This is a genomic window from Streptomyces sp. NPDC058295, from assembly GCF_042880655.1.
GTDB lineage: Bacteria > Actinomycetota > Actinomycetes > Streptomycetales > Streptomycetaceae > Streptomyces > Streptomyces coriariae.
This window is the reverse complement of the sequence record NZ_JBHVYO010000007.1, coordinates 35970-50759: the sequence shown is the minus strand read 5'-3', so window position 1 is coordinate 50759 and position 14790 is coordinate 35970. Positions and strand designations below refer to the sequence as shown.

General features: G+C 70.2%; 14 protein-coding genes. 6 read left to right on the top strand and 8 right to left on the bottom strand.

Translation table 11 applies throughout. From position 1 onward, the window contains the following. Positions 1 to 23 precede the first annotated feature (23 nt). Positions 24 to 1463 (top strand): NADP-dependent phosphogluconate dehydrogenase, encoded by a 1440-nt coding sequence (gene gndA, locus ACFVYS_RS09645; RefSeq protein WP_054240726.1) that lies wholly within the window; start codon positions 24 to 26, stop codon positions 1461 to 1463. A gap of 56 nt (positions 1464 to 1519) precedes the next feature. On the opposite strand, the gene ACFVYS_RS09640 is transcribed toward gndA, so the two are convergent. Next, positions 1520 to 2974, bottom strand: a complete 1455-nt coding sequence (locus ACFVYS_RS09640) for a glyceraldehyde-3-phosphate dehydrogenase (RefSeq protein WP_389500435.1) — start codon at positions 2972 to 2974, stop codon at positions 1520 to 1522. A 118-nt stretch (positions 2975 to 3092) separates the two neighbouring features. Then, positions 3093 to 3494 (bottom strand): DUF3291 domain-containing protein, encoded by a 402-nt coding sequence (locus ACFVYS_RS09635; RefSeq protein ID WP_389500433.1) that lies wholly within the window; start codon positions 3492 to 3494, stop codon positions 3093 to 3095. Between the two features lie 132 nt (positions 3495 to 3626). Here ACFVYS_RS09635 and ACFVYS_RS09630 point away from each other — a divergent pair, with 132 nt between their 5' ends. Both ACFVYS_RS09630 and ACFVYS_RS09625 read left to right on the top strand, forming a co-directional pair. Continuing rightward, on the top strand, positions 3627 to 4256 hold the full coding sequence (locus tag ACFVYS_RS09630) for a MerR family transcriptional regulator (protein WP_389500431.1): 630 nt from the start codon (positions 3627 to 3629) through the stop codon (positions 4254 to 4256). Positions 4257 to 4731: 475 nt separating this feature from the next. Then, positions 4732 to 5130, top strand: a complete 399-nt coding sequence (locus ACFVYS_RS09625; RefSeq protein ID WP_389500429.1) for an SseB family protein — start codon at positions 4732 to 4734, stop codon at positions 5128 to 5130. 64 nt (positions 5131 to 5194) lie between these two features. Here the strand turns inward: ACFVYS_RS09625 and ACFVYS_RS09620 are convergent, their stop codons facing one another. The 6 genes from ACFVYS_RS09620 to ACFVYS_RS09595 form a co-directional block, all read right to left on the bottom strand. Next, positions 5195 to 5587 (bottom strand): MarR family winged helix-turn-helix transcriptional regulator, encoded by a 393-nt coding sequence (locus tag ACFVYS_RS09620; RefSeq protein WP_389500427.1) that lies wholly within the window; start codon positions 5585 to 5587, stop codon positions 5195 to 5197. 75 nt (positions 5588 to 5662) lie between these two features. Beyond that, positions 5663 to 6013, bottom strand: coding sequence for a VOC family protein (locus ACFVYS_RS09615; RefSeq protein ID WP_389500425.1), 351 nt, complete (start codon positions 6011 to 6013; stop codon positions 5663 to 5665). A 126-nt stretch (positions 6014 to 6139) separates the two neighbouring features. Then, entirely contained in the window at positions 6140 to 7174 is a 1035-nt protein-coding gene (locus tag ACFVYS_RS09610) for a LacI family DNA-binding transcriptional regulator (protein ID WP_389500423.1), read from the bottom strand. Next, positions 7171 to 8076 carry a carbohydrate ABC transporter permease gene (locus ACFVYS_RS09605; RefSeq protein WP_389500421.1) on the bottom strand — a complete coding sequence of 302 codons (906 nt, stop codon included), beginning with the start codon at positions 8074 to 8076 and terminating at the stop codon, positions 7171 to 7173. Before ACFVYS_RS09605 ends, ACFVYS_RS09610 begins: the two co-directional genes overlap by 4 nt. Next, positions 8073 to 9008, bottom strand: a complete 936-nt coding sequence (locus ACFVYS_RS09600) for a carbohydrate ABC transporter permease (protein WP_389500419.1) — start codon at positions 9006 to 9008, stop codon at positions 8073 to 8075. The genes ACFVYS_RS09605 and ACFVYS_RS09600 overlap by 4 nt, the downstream gene beginning before the upstream one ends. Continuing rightward, positions 9005 to 10333: an ABC transporter substrate-binding protein gene (locus tag ACFVYS_RS09595; RefSeq protein WP_389500417.1), complete on the bottom strand. Its 1329-nt coding sequence runs from the start codon at positions 10331 to 10333 to the stop codon at positions 9005 to 9007. The genes ACFVYS_RS09600 and ACFVYS_RS09595 overlap by 4 nt, the downstream gene beginning before the upstream one ends. Before the next feature lie 228 nt (positions 10334 to 10561). Between ACFVYS_RS09595 and ACFVYS_RS09590 the strand changes: the two genes are divergently transcribed. The 3 genes from ACFVYS_RS09590 (at position 10562) to ACFVYS_RS09580 (ending at position 14764) form a co-directional block, all read left to right on the top strand. Next, positions 10562 to 12583 carry a beta-galactosidase gene (locus tag ACFVYS_RS09590; protein ID WP_389500415.1) on the top strand — a complete coding sequence of 674 codons (2022 nt, stop codon included), beginning with the start codon at positions 10562 to 10564 and terminating at the stop codon, positions 12581 to 12583. A 104-nt stretch (positions 12584 to 12687) separates the two neighbouring features. After that, positions 12688 to 14256 carry an arabinogalactan endo-beta-1,4-galactanase gene (locus tag ACFVYS_RS09585; protein ID WP_389500413.1) on the top strand — a complete coding sequence of 523 codons (1569 nt, stop codon included), beginning with the start codon at positions 12688 to 12690 and terminating at the stop codon, positions 14254 to 14256. A gap of 220 nt (positions 14257 to 14476) precedes the next feature. Beyond that, positions 14477 to 14764 (top strand): ArsR family transcriptional regulator, encoded by a 288-nt coding sequence (locus tag ACFVYS_RS09580; RefSeq protein ID WP_389500411.1) that lies wholly within the window; start codon positions 14477 to 14479, stop codon positions 14762 to 14764. Positions 14765 to 14790 lie beyond the last annotated feature (26 nt).

The window sequence follows — 14790 nt, the reverse complement described above, 5'->3', positions numbered from 1 at the left end:
CACCGATCCTAGGGACGTACCTCGTGAACGCAACCGCCGCCATCGGCGTCACCGGCCTCGGCGTGATGGGCCGCAACCTCGCGCGCAACTTCGCCCGCAACGGCTACACCGTCGCCGTCCACAACCGTTCCGCCGGTCGCACCCGCGCGCTCGTCGAGGAGTTCGGCCACGAGGGCGCCTTCGTCCCCGCCGAGTCGGCCGCGGACTTCGTGGCCGCGCTCGAACGGCCCCGCCGGCTGATGATCATGGTGCAGGCGGGCGCGGTCACCGACGCGGTCATCGATGAGTTCGCCCCGCTCCTGGAGCCCGGCGACATGATCATCGACGGTGGCAACGCCCACTACGCCGACACCCGCCGCCGCGAGGAGGCCCTGCGCGAGCGCGGCCTCCACTTCGTCGGCGCCGGCGTCTCCGGCGGCGAGGAGGGCGCGCTGAACGGGCCGGCCGTCATGGTCGGCGGCTCGACCGAGTCGTACGACGTCCTCGGCCCGATGTTCGAGTCCATCAGCGCGAAGGTCGGCGGCGAGCCCTGCGCCACGCACATCGGCACCGACGGCGCCGGGCACTTCGTCAAGATGGTGCACAACGGCATCGAGTACGCCGACATGCAGCTCATCGCCGAGGCGTACGACCTGCTGCGCCAGGTCGCCGGCTACACCCCGGCGGAGATCGCCGACATCTTCCGCACCTGGAACGAGGGCCGGCTCGGCTCCTACCTGATCGAGATCACCGCTGACGTCCTCGGCCACACCGACGCCACCACCGGCCTGGCCTTCGTCGACATCGTCGCCGACGCCGCGGGTCAGAAGGGCACCGGCCGCTGGACCGTGCAGACCGCCCTGGACCTGGGCTCCCCGGTCACCGCCATCGCCCAGGCCACCTTCGCGCGCGCCGCCTCCGGGCAGAGCGCCCTGCGCGCCGCCTACGCCGGCCTCCCCGGCGGCACCACACCCCCGCTCAGCCGCACCGAGGCCACCCGCTTCACCTCACAGGTCGAGCACGCCCTGTACGCGTCGAAGGTCATCGCCTACGACCAGGGCTGGAAGATGATCCAGGACGCGGCCGGCGAGTTCGGCTGGAAGATCGACCTCGGTGCGGTCGCCCGGATCTGGCGCGGTGGCTGCATCATCCGCGCCTCGTTCCTCGACCGCATCCGCGCCGCGTACGCCGCCGACCCGGACCTGGTCAGCCTGCTCGGCGAGATGGAGTTCGCCATGGAGATCACGGACGCGCAGGTGCCCTGGCGCGAGACGGTGGCCTCCGCCGCCCGCCGTGGAATCCCCGTGCCCGCCTTCTCGGCCGCGCTCGCCCACTACGACACCCTGCGCGCGGAGCGCCTGCCCGCCGCCCTTCTCCAGGGCCAGCGCGACTACTTCGGCGCCCACACCTACCAGCGCACCGACCGTCCCGGCGCCTTCCACACCCACTGGGCCGAGGCCGACCGCCCGGAGACGTCGGCCTGACACACGTGGGGCGCCCTCGGCCCAGGGCGCCCCACTGCTGCTCCGCGCGGTCGGTCTCAGACGCCAGTCGCCGGGTACGTCGGGTACTCCACCCCGGAGACGTGCTGGACGACACGGACGACCTGGCAGGAGTAGCCGAACTCGTTGTCGTACCAGAGGTAGAGGATCGCGTTGTCGCCGTCGACCTTGGTGGCGCCGGCGTCGATGATCGAGGAGTGGCGCGAGCCGATGAAGTCCATCGAGACCGCGTCCGGCGCCGTGGTGAAGTCGATCTGGCGCTTGAGCGGCGAGGTCAGCGACACCTCACGGAGGTGATCGAGGACCTCCTCGCGGGTCGTCTCCCGGCCCAGCCGCAGGCTGAGGATGGCGATCGAGACGTCCGGCACCGGCACCCGGATCGAGCTGCCGGTGATCGGCGCCTTGAGGTCGGGCAGCGCCTTCGCGACGGCGGAGGCGGCGCCGGTCTCGGTGATGACCATGTTCAGCGGCGCCGAACGGCCGCGACGGTCGGCCTTGTGGTAGTTGTCCAGCAGGTTCTGGTCGTTGGTGAACGAGTGGACGGTCTCCACATGGCCGCGCAGCACGCCGTACTCGTCGGCCATCGCCTTCAGCGGCGGGACGATCGCGTTGGTGGTGCAGGAGGCGCAGGACAGGATCTGCTCGTCCGGCTTGATGGTGTCGTGGTTGACGCCGTGCACGATGTTCGGCACATCGCCCTTGCCGGGCGCGGTCAGCACGACCTTGTCGATGCCCGGCCGCAGGTGCTTGGCGAGGCCCTCGCGGTCGCGCCACTTGCCGGTGTTGTCGATGAGGATGGCGTTGCGGACGCCGTACGCCGTGTAGTCGACCTGGCTCGGGTCGTCGGCGTAGATCACCGTGATCTCGTTGCCGTTGGCGATGATCCTGCTGTTGGCCTCGTCGACCGTGATCGTGCCCTGGAACTGCCCGTGCACCGAGTCGCGGCGCAGCAGGGACGCGCGCTTGACGATGTCCTCGGCGGCCCGCTCGCCGCCGCCGCGCACCACGATGGCGCGCAGTCGCAGGCCGTTGCCGGAGCCCGACTTCTCGATGAGCAGACGGGCCACGAGCCGGCCGATGCGGCCGAAGCCGTACAGGACGACATCGCGCGGCTCGCGCCGGTCGATCTTGTTCGCGCCGGTGGCACCGGCCACGGACTCCGCGGTGAACTCCGCCAGCGACAGACCGCGGTCGTCGGCCCGGTAGGTTGCGGCGAGCATGCCGAGGTCGATCTGCGACGGGCCGAGATCGAGCGTGGTGAGGGCCTCGAGGAACGGCAGCGTCTCGGTGACCGAGAGCTCCTCGCCCGCGATCTGGCGGGCGAACCGGTGGGTCTTGAGGATGCTGACCACCGACTTGTTCACCAGGGAGCGGCTGTGCAGCAGGACGGTCACGTCCCGCTCGCGGTGCAGCTTCCCGATCATCGGGATCATCGACTCCGCGATCTCCTCGCGGTTCTTCCAGTTGGTGAACGAATCGTCGTTGAGCGTCACGGGCCTATCTTTCGAGCTAGGTGGCGCTCATATGCTAACCCTGCGGTCATTCGATCATTCAAGCGGGGCCGCGCTCAGCTGTGCACCCCCGTGCCGGGAGGCCTCGGGAGGAGGGTTTTCAGGCGCCGGACCGCTCCTGGTCGGCGAGTCGCCGCCGGGCGTCCGTCCAGTCGACGGGCAGGTCGGCCGCCGGTGCCTCCCAGAAGGTGAAGACCGAGCCCTTCATCGTGGGCCGCAGCCCTTGCATGATCGACTTGTGCGGTTCGGTCCGCGCGTACGTGTACAGCGCGGCCTTGTCCTCCCAGGCCGACAGGGTCCAGAAGGTGCGCTTCAGCGGCTGGGCGATCAGTGAGGCCCCGTAGGCGCCGGGCGCGCCGGAGACCTGCTTCCAGGCCCTGAGGGACTGGGCGAAGAAGTGCGGCACGTCCTTGAGCGAGCGCACCTCGAACCGGGACGCCATGACGAACGCCTCGGTGTCCGGAGCGGGGGTGTCGACGGTGGTCCAGCGCAGGGTGGGCATGGCTGTCGCCTTCTCTTCGGTGGGCGAAGGAACTTTGGATACCTTCACTATCCATGTTAGACAGTGAAGGTATCCAGTTTTCAAGGGCAGTGCCCGACCGAAACCGAACCGCAGGAACCGGAGCCGAACCGCATGCGCATCTCCGAGCTGAGCCGCCACAGCGGCGTCTCCGTGACGACGATCAAGTACTACCTCCGCGAGGGCCTGCTCCGGCCCGGCCGGCAGACGGCGGCGACCCAGGCCGAATACGACGACCAGCACCTGCGCCGGCTCCGCCTGATCCGCGCCCTGACCGGCGTCCGGGGGCTGTCCGTCAGTACCACCCGCGAGGTGCTGGACGCCCTCGCGGAGCACACCGGCGACACCCACCGCCTGCTCGGCCTCGCCCTGGGCTCGCTCCGGGTGGACGACGAGCCCGCCGAGGAGACACCGGAGGCCGCCGAAGTGGCCGCGCTGGTCGAGGAGTTGGGCTGGAACGTGCACGAGTCGGCGCCCGCCCGGGCCACCCTCGCCGAAACCCTGGCCTCGCTGCGCTCCCTCGGCGTCCCGCTGGACCGGCGCACCCTGCTGCCGTACGCACGGCTCGCCGAGCGCACCGCCACCCTCGATCTCGACCAACTCGAAGGCCTCACCGACCCGTTGGAGGCCGCCGAACGCGCGCTGCTGCTGACCGTCCTGCTGGAGCCCGCACTGATGGCACTCAGGCGCATGGCGCAGGAGAACGAGTCGGCCCGCCGGCACTCCTCCCGGGAACTGCCGTGAACCACGGACCCCCGCCGACGCCGTGGAGGGCTGCCGCGCGGTCCGCGTCGCCCCGCTGAGCGCCCGGCGGCGAGCGCGTGACGTCGCCAGGGGTGGCGCCGCCGGGTGATCGAAGCGCCGGGACGGTGAGCCGGTGGGAGGTGCGCGACGAGGGTCGCGGTGAGGGGCGCGCTGGGCTGCGGTGAGGGCTGTCACGAGGGTCGCGGTGAGGCTTTCGCGCGGCCGGCGTCGGCATCCGAGTGTCTCCGGACCGGCCGGGGAACCCGTCTCGGTCAGCCGGGGGAACCCGTTCCGGACCGGCCGGGCGACCCGGTCCCGGGCGGGCTCGGGCCGTCTCTCCATGGGGCACACGGATCGTACGGAACGTCCGGATCTGTGCTGGGCATGTGGCGGTCGGCCCCCCGGCGGCCGGCGGGGGATTGAGCGTCTGCCGGTCGGGTACGCGTGCCGGACCGCCGCTACCAGGGAGACCGTCATGGAGACACCCGCGCACGACCGCATCAACAACCCCGCCGCGCTGGCGCTGGACGCGCTGGCCCGGGACACCGCAGACACGGCCGCACTGGACACGCTCGCGCACTGCGACGTCCTGGTGCCCGTGCCCGACGACGCCATCGACGAGGACGTCACCAACCCGGCCACGGTCGCGCTGCCCGTCCTCGAACAGCCCGGTGGCGCGCCCGTGGTGCCGGTCTTCACCTCCGAGCCGGAGATGGCGGACCTGCTGCCCGAGGTCGCCCGCTACCGTCTCGTGCCGCTCGGCGCGCTCGCCGCGCAGTGGCCGACCGGTGAGCTGTCCCTGTCGATCGACGCGGCCGGAGACCATCCGCTGACGCTCACCTCGGAGGGGGTCCGCACGCTGCTGGCCCGCTGACCCACGGACGCCTCCCCGCATCGGGGCTCCCCCGCAGGCCGGGGGAGCCGGGCGGCGTGAGTGACTAGGACTCCGCCAGCATCCGGCCCAGTACCGCACGCTGGAGCGGCAGTACCTCGGTGTGCAGGTCGCGGCCCTTGCGGGTGAGGGCGACCCACACCCCGCGCCGGTCCTCCACGCAGACGGAACGCTCCACCAGGCCTTCCTTCTCCAGGCGGCCGATCAGCCGGGACAGCGCGCTCTGGCTCAGGTGCACCCGCCCGACCAGGTTCTGCACCCGGCACTGGTCGCCCTCCCGGGGGGCCTCGGAGGCCAGGATGTCGAGCACCTCGAAGTCGCTCGCCCCGAGACCGTGCGGGTGCAGCGCGCGATCGATCTCGCACATCGTGCGCGCGTGCACCGACAGGATGTCCCGCCACCGCTCTTCGAGGCCCGCAACGGCCGTCTTCGCTGCCATATGTGCACGGTAACACCGATACGGCGATTCATTGAGTGTGCAACTAGTGCGGTTGCAAGCGGTTCCGCGGGCGCCTCAGGCGGCCGGGTCCTGGAGCAGCCCCACCTGATTGCCGTCCGCGTCCTTGACGAAGGCGATCAGCCTGCCGCCGCCGACGTCCTGCGCGTCCTGGAGCAGCTCCGCCCCCGCCGCGACCAGCGCCGCGAGCCGCTCGCGCAGGTCGGTGACGTGCCAGTACGGAACCGGTCCGGTCATGCCCTTGGCGTGTCCGTTCGGGTCGAGACCGACGTCCTGCCCCGCGGCCTTGAAACCGACGTAGTAGGGCTCGTCGGCGTACGGCTCGACCTCCAGCAGTGCGCTGAACAGGGCCTTCGCCCGGGTGAGGTCCTTGACGGGGTAGATGATCGTCTGCAGGCCGGCGCTCATGACGTTCTCCTCGGTGAAGTGCGGTAGGCGGGAACGGGTCCGTGTTCCCGCACTACTCACGCTAGGCCGGGGAGCGGCCGACGGCTTCTCCGATCCTGACCGGTTCGGCGCGCATCGCCCGGTCGGCTACGTGGACTCCCGCTTCACCAGTTCCGTCGGCAGGATCACCGCCGCCGGGTCCTCGCCCCCTATCTGGGCGAGCAGCACCCGGACCATCTCGTTGCTGATCCGGTCCCAGGGCTGACGGATGGTGGTGAGCGAGGGGCTGGCCGCGGTCGCCGCCGGGGAGTCGTCGAAGCCGCCGACCGCGACGTCCTCGGGCACCCGCCGTCCCGCCCGGTGCAGCGCCGTCAGCACGCCCTGTGCCATCAGGTCGGACGCGACGAACACCGCGTCGAGGTCCGGTGCCTGCGCCAGCAGCCGCTCGGCGCCCGCCTCACCGCTGGCCCGGCTGTAATCACCGGAGACGACGATCCGCTCGTCGTAGTCGACGCCTGCCTCGGCGAGCACCTCCCGGTAGCCGGCCAGCCGCTCCACACCTCCGGGGGTGTCCAGCGGTCCGGTGACCACGCCGACCCGCCGACGGCCCTGCGCCAGCAGATGGCGCACCATGTCCCGGGCGCCGTCGCGGTCGTCGGCGGCCACGTAACTCACCTTGGACCCGATCCCGATCGGCTTGCCGCACGCGACCAGGGGGACGCCCGCCTCGCGCAGCTCCGTGGCGATCGGGTCCCCCGAGTGGCTGGAGACCAGCAGCACCCCGTCGACGTGCCCGGCGGTGATGTACCGCGTGATGCGCCGCCGCTCGTCCTCGGTCCCGGCCAGCATCAGCAGGAGGGGGACGTCGTGCGCGGCCAGCGCCTGCGTGCAGCCGCGCAGCAGGACATTGAAGTTGGGGTCCTCGAAGAACCGCTCCTGGGGCTCGGTCAGCAGGAAGCCCACCGAGTCGGAGCGGCCGGTGATCAGGGAGCGGGCGTGCCGGTTCACGACGTAACCCGTCCTGCGGATGGCGTCGTTGACCGCCTCGGCCGCGGTGGGGCTGACGTAGTGTCCACCGTTGAGCACCCGTGAGACGGTGCCCCGTGAGACGCCCGCCTCCCGTGCCACGTCGTGGATGGTCGGTGGTCTGCGGCGGCCCCCCGCACCATGGTTCATGGTCATGACTTTACGGCTCCGGACAGCAGATCCAGGCTCCAGAACCGCTGAATGACCAGGAACAGCGCCACCAGCGGGATCACCGCCAGGAACGCGCCGGTGATCACCAGCGTGTAGAGCGCCGGGGTGTTGGCGCCCTGTTCGAGGAGCGTGAACAGGCCGAGGGTGAGCGGGAACCTCTCGTCGTCGCTGAGCATGATGTACGGCAGCAGGAAGTTGTTCCAGATCGCCACGAACTGGAACAGGAACACCGTCACCATGCCGGGCACCATCATGGGCAGCGCGACCCTGGTGAAGATCCGCCACTCGCTCGCGCCGTCCATCCGGCCCGCCTCCACCACGTCGCTCGGCACGGCCGCGGCCGCGTAGATGCGCGCGAGGTAGACGCCGTACGGGGAGAGGATCTGCGGCAGCAGCACGGACCAGTAGGAGTCCGTCAGGTCCGCCTTGGCCATCAGCAGGTACTGGGGGATGGCGAGGATGATCGGCGGCATCAGCACGCCCGCGAGCAGGACGTTGAACAGCGTCTCTCGGCCCCGGAAGCGGTACATCGCCAGCGCGTAGCCGCTGAACGCCGACACACAGGTGGACAGCAGCGCGCCGAGCACGGCGTACAGGGCGGAGTTGGCCATCCACTGCCAGTAGATACCGTCGCGGTAGGCGTTGAGGTCGTGCAGGTTGTCGGTGAAACCGCTGCCCGGCAGGAAGGTGAACGTGGAGAACAGCTCACTGCCGGACTTGGTGGACGCGATCACCACCCAGGCCACCGGCAGCAGGCAGTACAGGGCGCCCAGCAGCAGCCCGATCGTGGGGACCAGCGCGATCCGGCCGCGCAGCGGCGGACGGCTGTGCGACGCGCCGGTCGCGCCGGCCGCGGAGGGGGCCTTCCGGACGGCAAGAGAACTCATCGTGCGGCTCCTTGACGGGCGTCCTGCTTGTTGCGGCGGTTCGCGGCCCGCAGGAAGCCGAAGGACAGCACCAGCGTGGCGAAGGCGATGATCACGGCCTCGGCGGCCGCCTGGTAGATGTCTCCGGTGCCGAACGCGTCCCGGTACACCTTCATCAGCGGACTCCAGGTCGTGGACACGGAGTTGGTGAGCGGCTTGAGGGTGGTCGGCTCGTTGAACACCTGCAGGGTGGCGATGATCGAGAAGAAGAAGGTCAGCACCAGGGAGGGCGCCACCATCGGGATCTTGATCCTCAGCGCGATCTGGGTCGGGGTGGCGCCGTCCAGCTTCGCCGCCTCGTACACCTCGGCCGGGATGGCCTGCAACGAGGTGTAGATGACGATCATGTTGAAGCCGGTGCCGCCCCAGACCGCGATGTTCGACAGGGCGAGATACAGCGGACCGCCGTCCAGCAGGTCCGGCTGCGGCATGCCCAGCTTCTCCAGCACGAAGTAGAACGGGCTGACGTCGGGCAGGTAGAGGAAGCCCCACAGCAGCGCCGCCACCACGCCGGGGATGGCGTAAGGCAGGAAGATCGCGAGCCGGGTGAACGGAGCGAGCCGCACCTTGTCGGAGTCGAGCATCAGCGCGAACAGCAGCGCCAGGCCCAGCATCACCGGGACGACGATGCAGCCGTAGCCGAGGACGCGCAGCGCGCCGTCGAGCAGCTCGCTGTCGGTGAAGGCGTCGGTGTAGTTCTCGAGGCCGGCCCAGACCTCCTTGCGCGCACCCGAACCCAGGCCGAGGCCGGAGACGTGCACCTTGCGGAAGCTGAGCCACACCGCGTACCCGATGGGCAGCGCGAAGAACAGGGCGAAGAGGAGCGTCGCCGGGACGAGGAAGGCGTACGGGGCCCCCTTGACCCCGTACGACCTCCGGCGTGCGATGGTCACTCGGAGACCTCGAAGCCCTGCTTCTTGAGGTCGGCGACCGTGTCCGCCTGCATCTTGGCCAGGGCGGCGGAGAAGTCCGACTTGTCCTTCGCGGCGGCGCCGAACGCGTCCTTGAAGGTCGTGTAGGCGACGTTCACGTTCGGGCCCCAGGCCGACGGCGCCGTGGTCTTCGCGATCTTGGCGGCCGTGGTGTAGAAGTCCGCCTGGTTCGAGAAGTAGTCCGGCGGGGTGGTGAAGGCGCCGCTGAGCTGGGCGGAGGTGGAGGCCGGGTAGATGCCGCCCTCCTTGGCCAGCGCGTTGAGGGCGTCGCCGTCGGTGTTCAGCCAGGCGGCGAACTTCGCGGCGGCCTCCTTGTGCTTCGAGTCCGTCGTCACGGCCGTGGAGGATCCGCCCCAGCTGCCGGTCACGTTCTCGCTGTTCGACCACTGGGGGAGCGGGGCCATGGCCCACTTGCCCTTGGTGTCGGGCGCGGCGGTGGTCAGGGTGCCCGGGGCCCACACGGCGGAGACCCAGGCGATCTGCTTGCCGGTGTTGAGCGCCTTGTTCCAGGCCGGCGTGTACATCGGCTGGTTGTCGATGGCGCCCTCCTTGACGAGGCCGCCCCAGAAGTCGGCGACCTTCTTGGTGGCCGCGTCGTCGATGCCGACGTTCCACTTGTCGCCGGAGGTGGTCCACCACTTGGCGCCGGCCTGCTGGGCGAGGCCCGCGAAGAGGCCGGAGTCATTGGCGGAGAAGGTGGTGAGGTCCGTGTCCGGAGCCTTCTCCTTCAGCGTCCGGGCGGTCGCCGCGAACTGCTCCCAGGTCGTCGGGACCGTCAGGCCGTACTTCTTGAACAGGTCCGCGCGGTAGTAGAACATCATCGGGCCGATGTCCTGCGGCACCGCGTAGACGGCGTCCGTGCCCAGCGTGGTCTGCTGCCAGACACCGTCGGCGAACTTGCTCTGCGCGTCGCCGACGTTCTTCGCTATGTCCGCCAGCGCGTCATTGCTGACCAGCGTCGGCAGTGCCTGGTACTCGGCCTGGACCAGGTCGGGGGCCTTGCCGGCCTTGTGCGCGGTGAGGATCTTGGTGACCAGCGTGTCGCCGGACGCCTGCTTCTTCACCGTGACGGTGATCTGGTCCTTCTTGCCCTGGCCCTTGTTCCACAGGTCCACGACCTTGTCCATGCCGGGCGTCCACGTCCAGTACGTGAGCGAGACCGGACCGGACTCGGCGCTGTCCTCGTCGGACGAGCCGCAGGCGGTGAGGGCGGTGGCGCCGAGGGTGACGGTGATGGCGGCAGCCGCACCTCTGACAAAGAGCCGCCGGCGCTTCGTGTTGGGCATGGATCTCTCCCCTGACCTGGGTTCTCGCCCGGTGCGAAAACCTGCCATGCGATCGCATGAGCGGGCTCCCCGCCCGTCGCGAGAAGCTGCTCTGCTGTCTGTGAGCGTTCACAGTAGAGAAACATCCCGGACACTTGTCAATGGTTGTTGCTGTGCGGTTATGTTGGGATCCGAACGCCGCCGCAGTGTGTGCACGTTCCCAAATGATCGATTAAACGGGAGAGATCCATGCCGGAGACCAGCCCCAAGGGCCTCACCAGGCTCGCCTTCGGTGGGGACTACAACCCCGAGCAGTGGCCGGAAAGCGTCTGGCAGGACGACGTCCGGCTGATGCGCGAGGCCGGCGTCACGATGGTGAGTGTCGGGATCTTCTCCTGGGCCCTGCTGGAGCCCTCGCGGGGGGAGTACGACTTCGGCTGGCTGGACCGCGTCATCAGCCTGCTGCACGACAACGGCATCCGCGTCGACCTGGGCACGCCCACCGTGGCGCCGCCGGTCTGGTTCTACCGCGACCATCCCGACGCCCTGCCCGTGACCCCCGAGGGCGTGCGCTACGAGTTCGGCTCGCGCGCCGCGATCTGTCACAGCAACGCGGACTACCGCGCGGCCGCGGCGAACATCACCACCCGCCTCGCCGAGCGCTACGGCGACCACCCGGCGCTGGCGATGTGGCACGTGCACAACGAGTACGGCGTCCCCGTCTCCGCCTGCTACTGCGACTCCTGCGCCGCCCACTTCCGCCGTTGGCTGGAGACCACGTACGGCACCGTCGACGCCGTCAACGAGGCCTGGGGCACCGCCTTCTGGGGCCAGCGCTACGCGAGCTTCGAGGACGTCAACCCGCCGCGCGCCACCCCCACGGTCGGCAACCCGGGGCAGGCCCTCGACTACAAGCGCTTCGCCGACGCCACCATGCGCGAGAACTTCCGCGCGGAGCGGGACATCCTGCACCGCCTCGCGCCGGGCGTCCCGGTGACGACCAACTTCATGACCGCCCTCAGCCAGTGCGACTCGGTCGACTACTGGGCCTGGGGCCGTGAGGTCGACATCGTCACCAACGACCACTACCTGATCACCGACGGCCGCCGCACCCACGTCAACCTGGCGATGGCCGCCGACCTCACGCGGTCCGTCGCCGCCGGCGCCCCCTGGATCCTCCTGGAGCACTCCACCTCGGGCGTCAACTGGCAGCCGCGCAACCCCGCCAAGGCCCCCGGCCAGATGGCCCGCAACTCCCTCGGTCACGTGGCCCGAGGTTCCGAGGGCGCCATGTTCTTCCAGTGGCGGCAGTCCCGGCGCGGCGCCGAGAAGTTCCACTCGGCGATGGTCCCGCACGGCGGCACCGACACCCGTGTGTGGCGCGAGGTCGTCGAACTCGGCGCCTCCCTTGACTCGCTCGGCGTGATCCGCGGCACCCGCACCGAGGCCGACGTGGCGGTCCTGTGGGACTGGCACTCCTGGTGGGCGCAGAACCTCGACTGGCGGCCCAGCGAGGACGCCGACCCGCGCGAACGCGCCGACGCCTTCTACGAGGCCCTCTACGACCGCCACCTCACCGTCGACTTCGCCCACCCCGAGGCCGACCTCTCCCGGTACCCGCTGGTCGTGGTGCCCGCCCTGTACCTGATGACGGAGGCGGCCGGCGACAATCTCAGGGAGTACGTCGCGAACGGCGGCACCCTGGTGGTGTCGTACTTCTCCGGCATCGTCGACGAGCACGACGCCGTCCACGAGGGCGCCTACCCCGGCGTGCTCCGCGACGTACTGGGCCTGACGGTCGAGGAGTTCTCGCCGCTGCTCCAGGGCGGGAGCGTGCGCCTCACCGGCCCCGACGGCAGCGAGCTCGCCGGCGACGTGTGGACGGAGTTCGTGGTGCCGCGCGGCGCCGAGACCGTCTGGAGCTACGCCGACGGCCTCACCGCCGGCCGGCCCGCCGTCACCCGGCACCGGCTCGGCGAGGGCACCGCCTGGTACGTCTCCACCCGCCTCGGCCAGGACGGCCTGGACGCGCTGCTCGGCCGGGCCGCCGAAGACGCGGCGATCGCCCCGCGCGCCGAGCTGCCGCACGATGTGGAGGTCGTGCGCCGCTCGGGCGAGACGGGCAGCTACCTCTTCGCGATCAACCACACCGCGACCGACGTCAAGGTGCCGCTGGAGACTTCCGGCACCGAACTGCTGACGGGCGAACGCGCCGCCGGCCGCCTCGCGGTCCCGGCGGGAGCCGTACGGGTCGTGCGACTCGACGGCTGAGCCGACTCCCCCTTCGCCCGTGGAGCCGCGAGCCGCGGGCGGAGGGGGTCCCTCATCGCACGAGGGAAACCCCATCCATCACGTCGAAGGGACGACGGACGACGATGTTCCATCCCAGACGCACGCTCAGAACCCTGTTGCTGCCGCTCGCCGCGGGGCTCGCCCTCACCGTCCTGCCCGCGCATGCCGCGCAGGCCGCGACCACCCTCACCAACGGCGGCTTCGAGACCGACGGCGCCGGCACCGCGACCCCGTCCGGCTGGTCGACGTACTCGGCGGCCGGGCAGAACTCCGCCTCCTTCACCGAGTCCGGTGGTCACGCGGGCGGTTACCGCCTCTCGCACTACTCGGCCTCCGCCTACAAGGTCGAGACGTACCAGTACCTGTCCGGGCTCACCAACGGCACCTACAAGCTCACCGCCTGGGTGCGCTCCGGCGGCGGCCAGAACTCCGCGTACATAGCGCTGAAGAACTGCGGCAGCGCCGAGCAGCGCACCGCGATTCCGGTCTCGTCGAGCGGCTGGATCCGCATCGTCACCTCCATCGCGGTGACGAACAACCAGTGCACCGTCAGCGTCAACTCCGACGCCAACGCCGGGAACTGGATCAACGTCGACGACCTGACCTTCGCGTCGGGCTCCACCGGCCTGACCGTCAAGGGCTCGGACGTGTCGTCGCTCATCAAGAGCGAGGCCCTCGGCGGCGTCTACAAGAACAGTTCCGGTACCACCCAGGACGCGCTCGCCGTCCTGAAGAACGCCGGGCAGAACTACGCGCGCGTCAAGGTCTGGGTGAACCCCGCCGACGGCTACAACAACAAGGCGCGGGTCCTGGCGGCGGCCAAGCGCATCAAGGCGCAGGGCACGAAGCTCCTGGTGGATTTCCACTACTCGGACATCTGGGCCGACCCGGGGGCGCAGACCGTGCCCGCCGCGTGGGCCGGGCACTCCTACAGCCAGCTGAAGACGGACGTCTACAACCACACCTACGACGTCCTCAACGCCCTCAAGGCGCAGGGCACCACCGCGGACATGGTGCAGGTCGGCAACGAGATCAACGGCGGCATGCTGTGGTCCACGGGTTCCACCGACAACTGGTCGCAGCTCGCCGGACTGCTCAACTCCGGCTACGACGCGGTCAAGGCGGTCAACTCCGGTACGACCGTGGCGTTGCACCTCGCCAAGGGCGGTGACCTGGCCGGCACCCGCTGGTGGTTCGACAACGCCGTCTCCAACGGGGTGAAGTTCGACGTCATCGGCCTGTCGTACTACGGGTACTGGCACGGCACGCTCGCCGACTTCCAGACCACCCTGGACGACGCCGCCTCCCGCTACGCCAAGCCGGTCTTCGTGGCCGAGACCGCGTACCCGTTCCGGCTGGACAGCGAGGACTCGCACGAGAACATCATCGACCTCTCCAGTGAGCTGGTGTCCGGCTACCCGGCCTCCGTCGCCGGCCAGACCCGGTGGATGAACGACGTGGCGAGCATCGTGGAGGCCGTCCCGAACGGCCGCGGACTCGGCGTCTTCTACTGGGAGTCCACCTGGACCGCCGTCACCGGCAACGGCTGGGACCCGACCGACGCCTCCTCCGGCAACGGCTGGGAGAACCAGGCCCTGTTCGGCTACGACGACAAGGCCCTGTCCTCCATGTCGTGGTTCAGCCACCGCTGATCCGCTGATCCGTCCTTCTCTCCCGAAGCGGGGGCCCGGCCGCACCGCGCGGCCGGGCCCCCGTCCGTCTTCCGGCCGTTCATCCGAACGCCCTTGCGGGGCAAGGATGTTCGATCCCGGCCAAGGCTCGCGGAGTGCGGGACACGGCGGCCCCGGCTGCGGAACAGTGGGACGACGCGGTACCGGGGGAGCCCCGACCGCAGGGACGGAGGGGACCACGATGCTGAGGACTCCCGTGAGTGAGAGGCGACTGGAAATCCTGCAGTGGCTGAAGGAGCCAAGCCGGCACTTCCCGCCACAGCGCCACGGCGACCTCGTCGAGGACGGTGTCACGGCGGACCTCGTCGCGGCCAAGCTGGGCGTGCGCCGGCAGGTGGCCGGCACCCACCTCAGCCTGCTCGCCGGCATCGGCCTGCTGCGCGCCAAGCGGATCAGACGCCGCACCTACTACCGGCGCGACGAGATGCGCATCGCCGAAGTGGCGCGGATGTTCGAGAAGGGGTGGTGAAGGACTTCGGGAAGGGGCGATAGGGG

Coding starts and splice junctions, on each gene's coding strand:
- ACFVYS_RS09635 (WP_389500433.1), bottom strand. CDS start 3,494: ATGCCCACCCTGCGCTGGACCACCGTCGACACCCCCGCTCCGGACACC.
- ACFVYS_RS09630 (WP_389500431.1), top strand. CDS start 3,627: ATGCGCATCTCCGAGCTGAGCCGCCACAGCGGCGTCTCCGTGACGACG.
- ACFVYS_RS09625 (WP_389500429.1), top strand. CDS start 4,732: ATGGAGACACCCGCGCACGACCGCATCAACAACCCCGCCGCGCTGGCG.
- ACFVYS_RS09620 (WP_389500427.1), bottom strand. CDS start 5,587: ATGGCAGCGAAGACGGCCGTTGCGGGCCTCGAAGAGCGGTGGCGGGAC.
- ACFVYS_RS09615 (WP_389500425.1), bottom strand. CDS start 6,013: ATGAGCGCCGGCCTGCAGACGATCATCTACCCCGTCAAGGACCTCACC.
- ACFVYS_RS09610 (WP_389500423.1), bottom strand. CDS start 7,174: ATGACCATGAACCATGGTGCGGGGGGCCGCCGCAGACCACCGACCATC.
- ACFVYS_RS09605 (WP_389500421.1), bottom strand. CDS start 8,076: ATGAGTTCTCTTGCCGTCCGGAAGGCCCCCTCCGCGGCCGGCGCGACC.
- ACFVYS_RS09595 (WP_389500417.1), bottom strand. CDS start 10,333: ATGCCCAACACGAAGCGCCGGCGGCTCTTTGTCAGAGGTGCGGCTGCC.
- ACFVYS_RS09590 (WP_389500415.1), top strand. CDS start 10,562: ATGCCGGAGACCAGCCCCAAGGGCCTCACCAGGCTCGCCTTCGGTGGG.
- ACFVYS_RS09585 (WP_389500413.1), top strand. CDS start 12,688: ATGTTCCATCCCAGACGCACGCTCAGAACCCTGTTGCTGCCGCTCGCC.
- ACFVYS_RS09580 (WP_389500411.1), top strand. CDS start 14,477: ATGCTGAGGACTCCCGTGAGTGAGAGGCGACTGGAAATCCTGCAGTGG.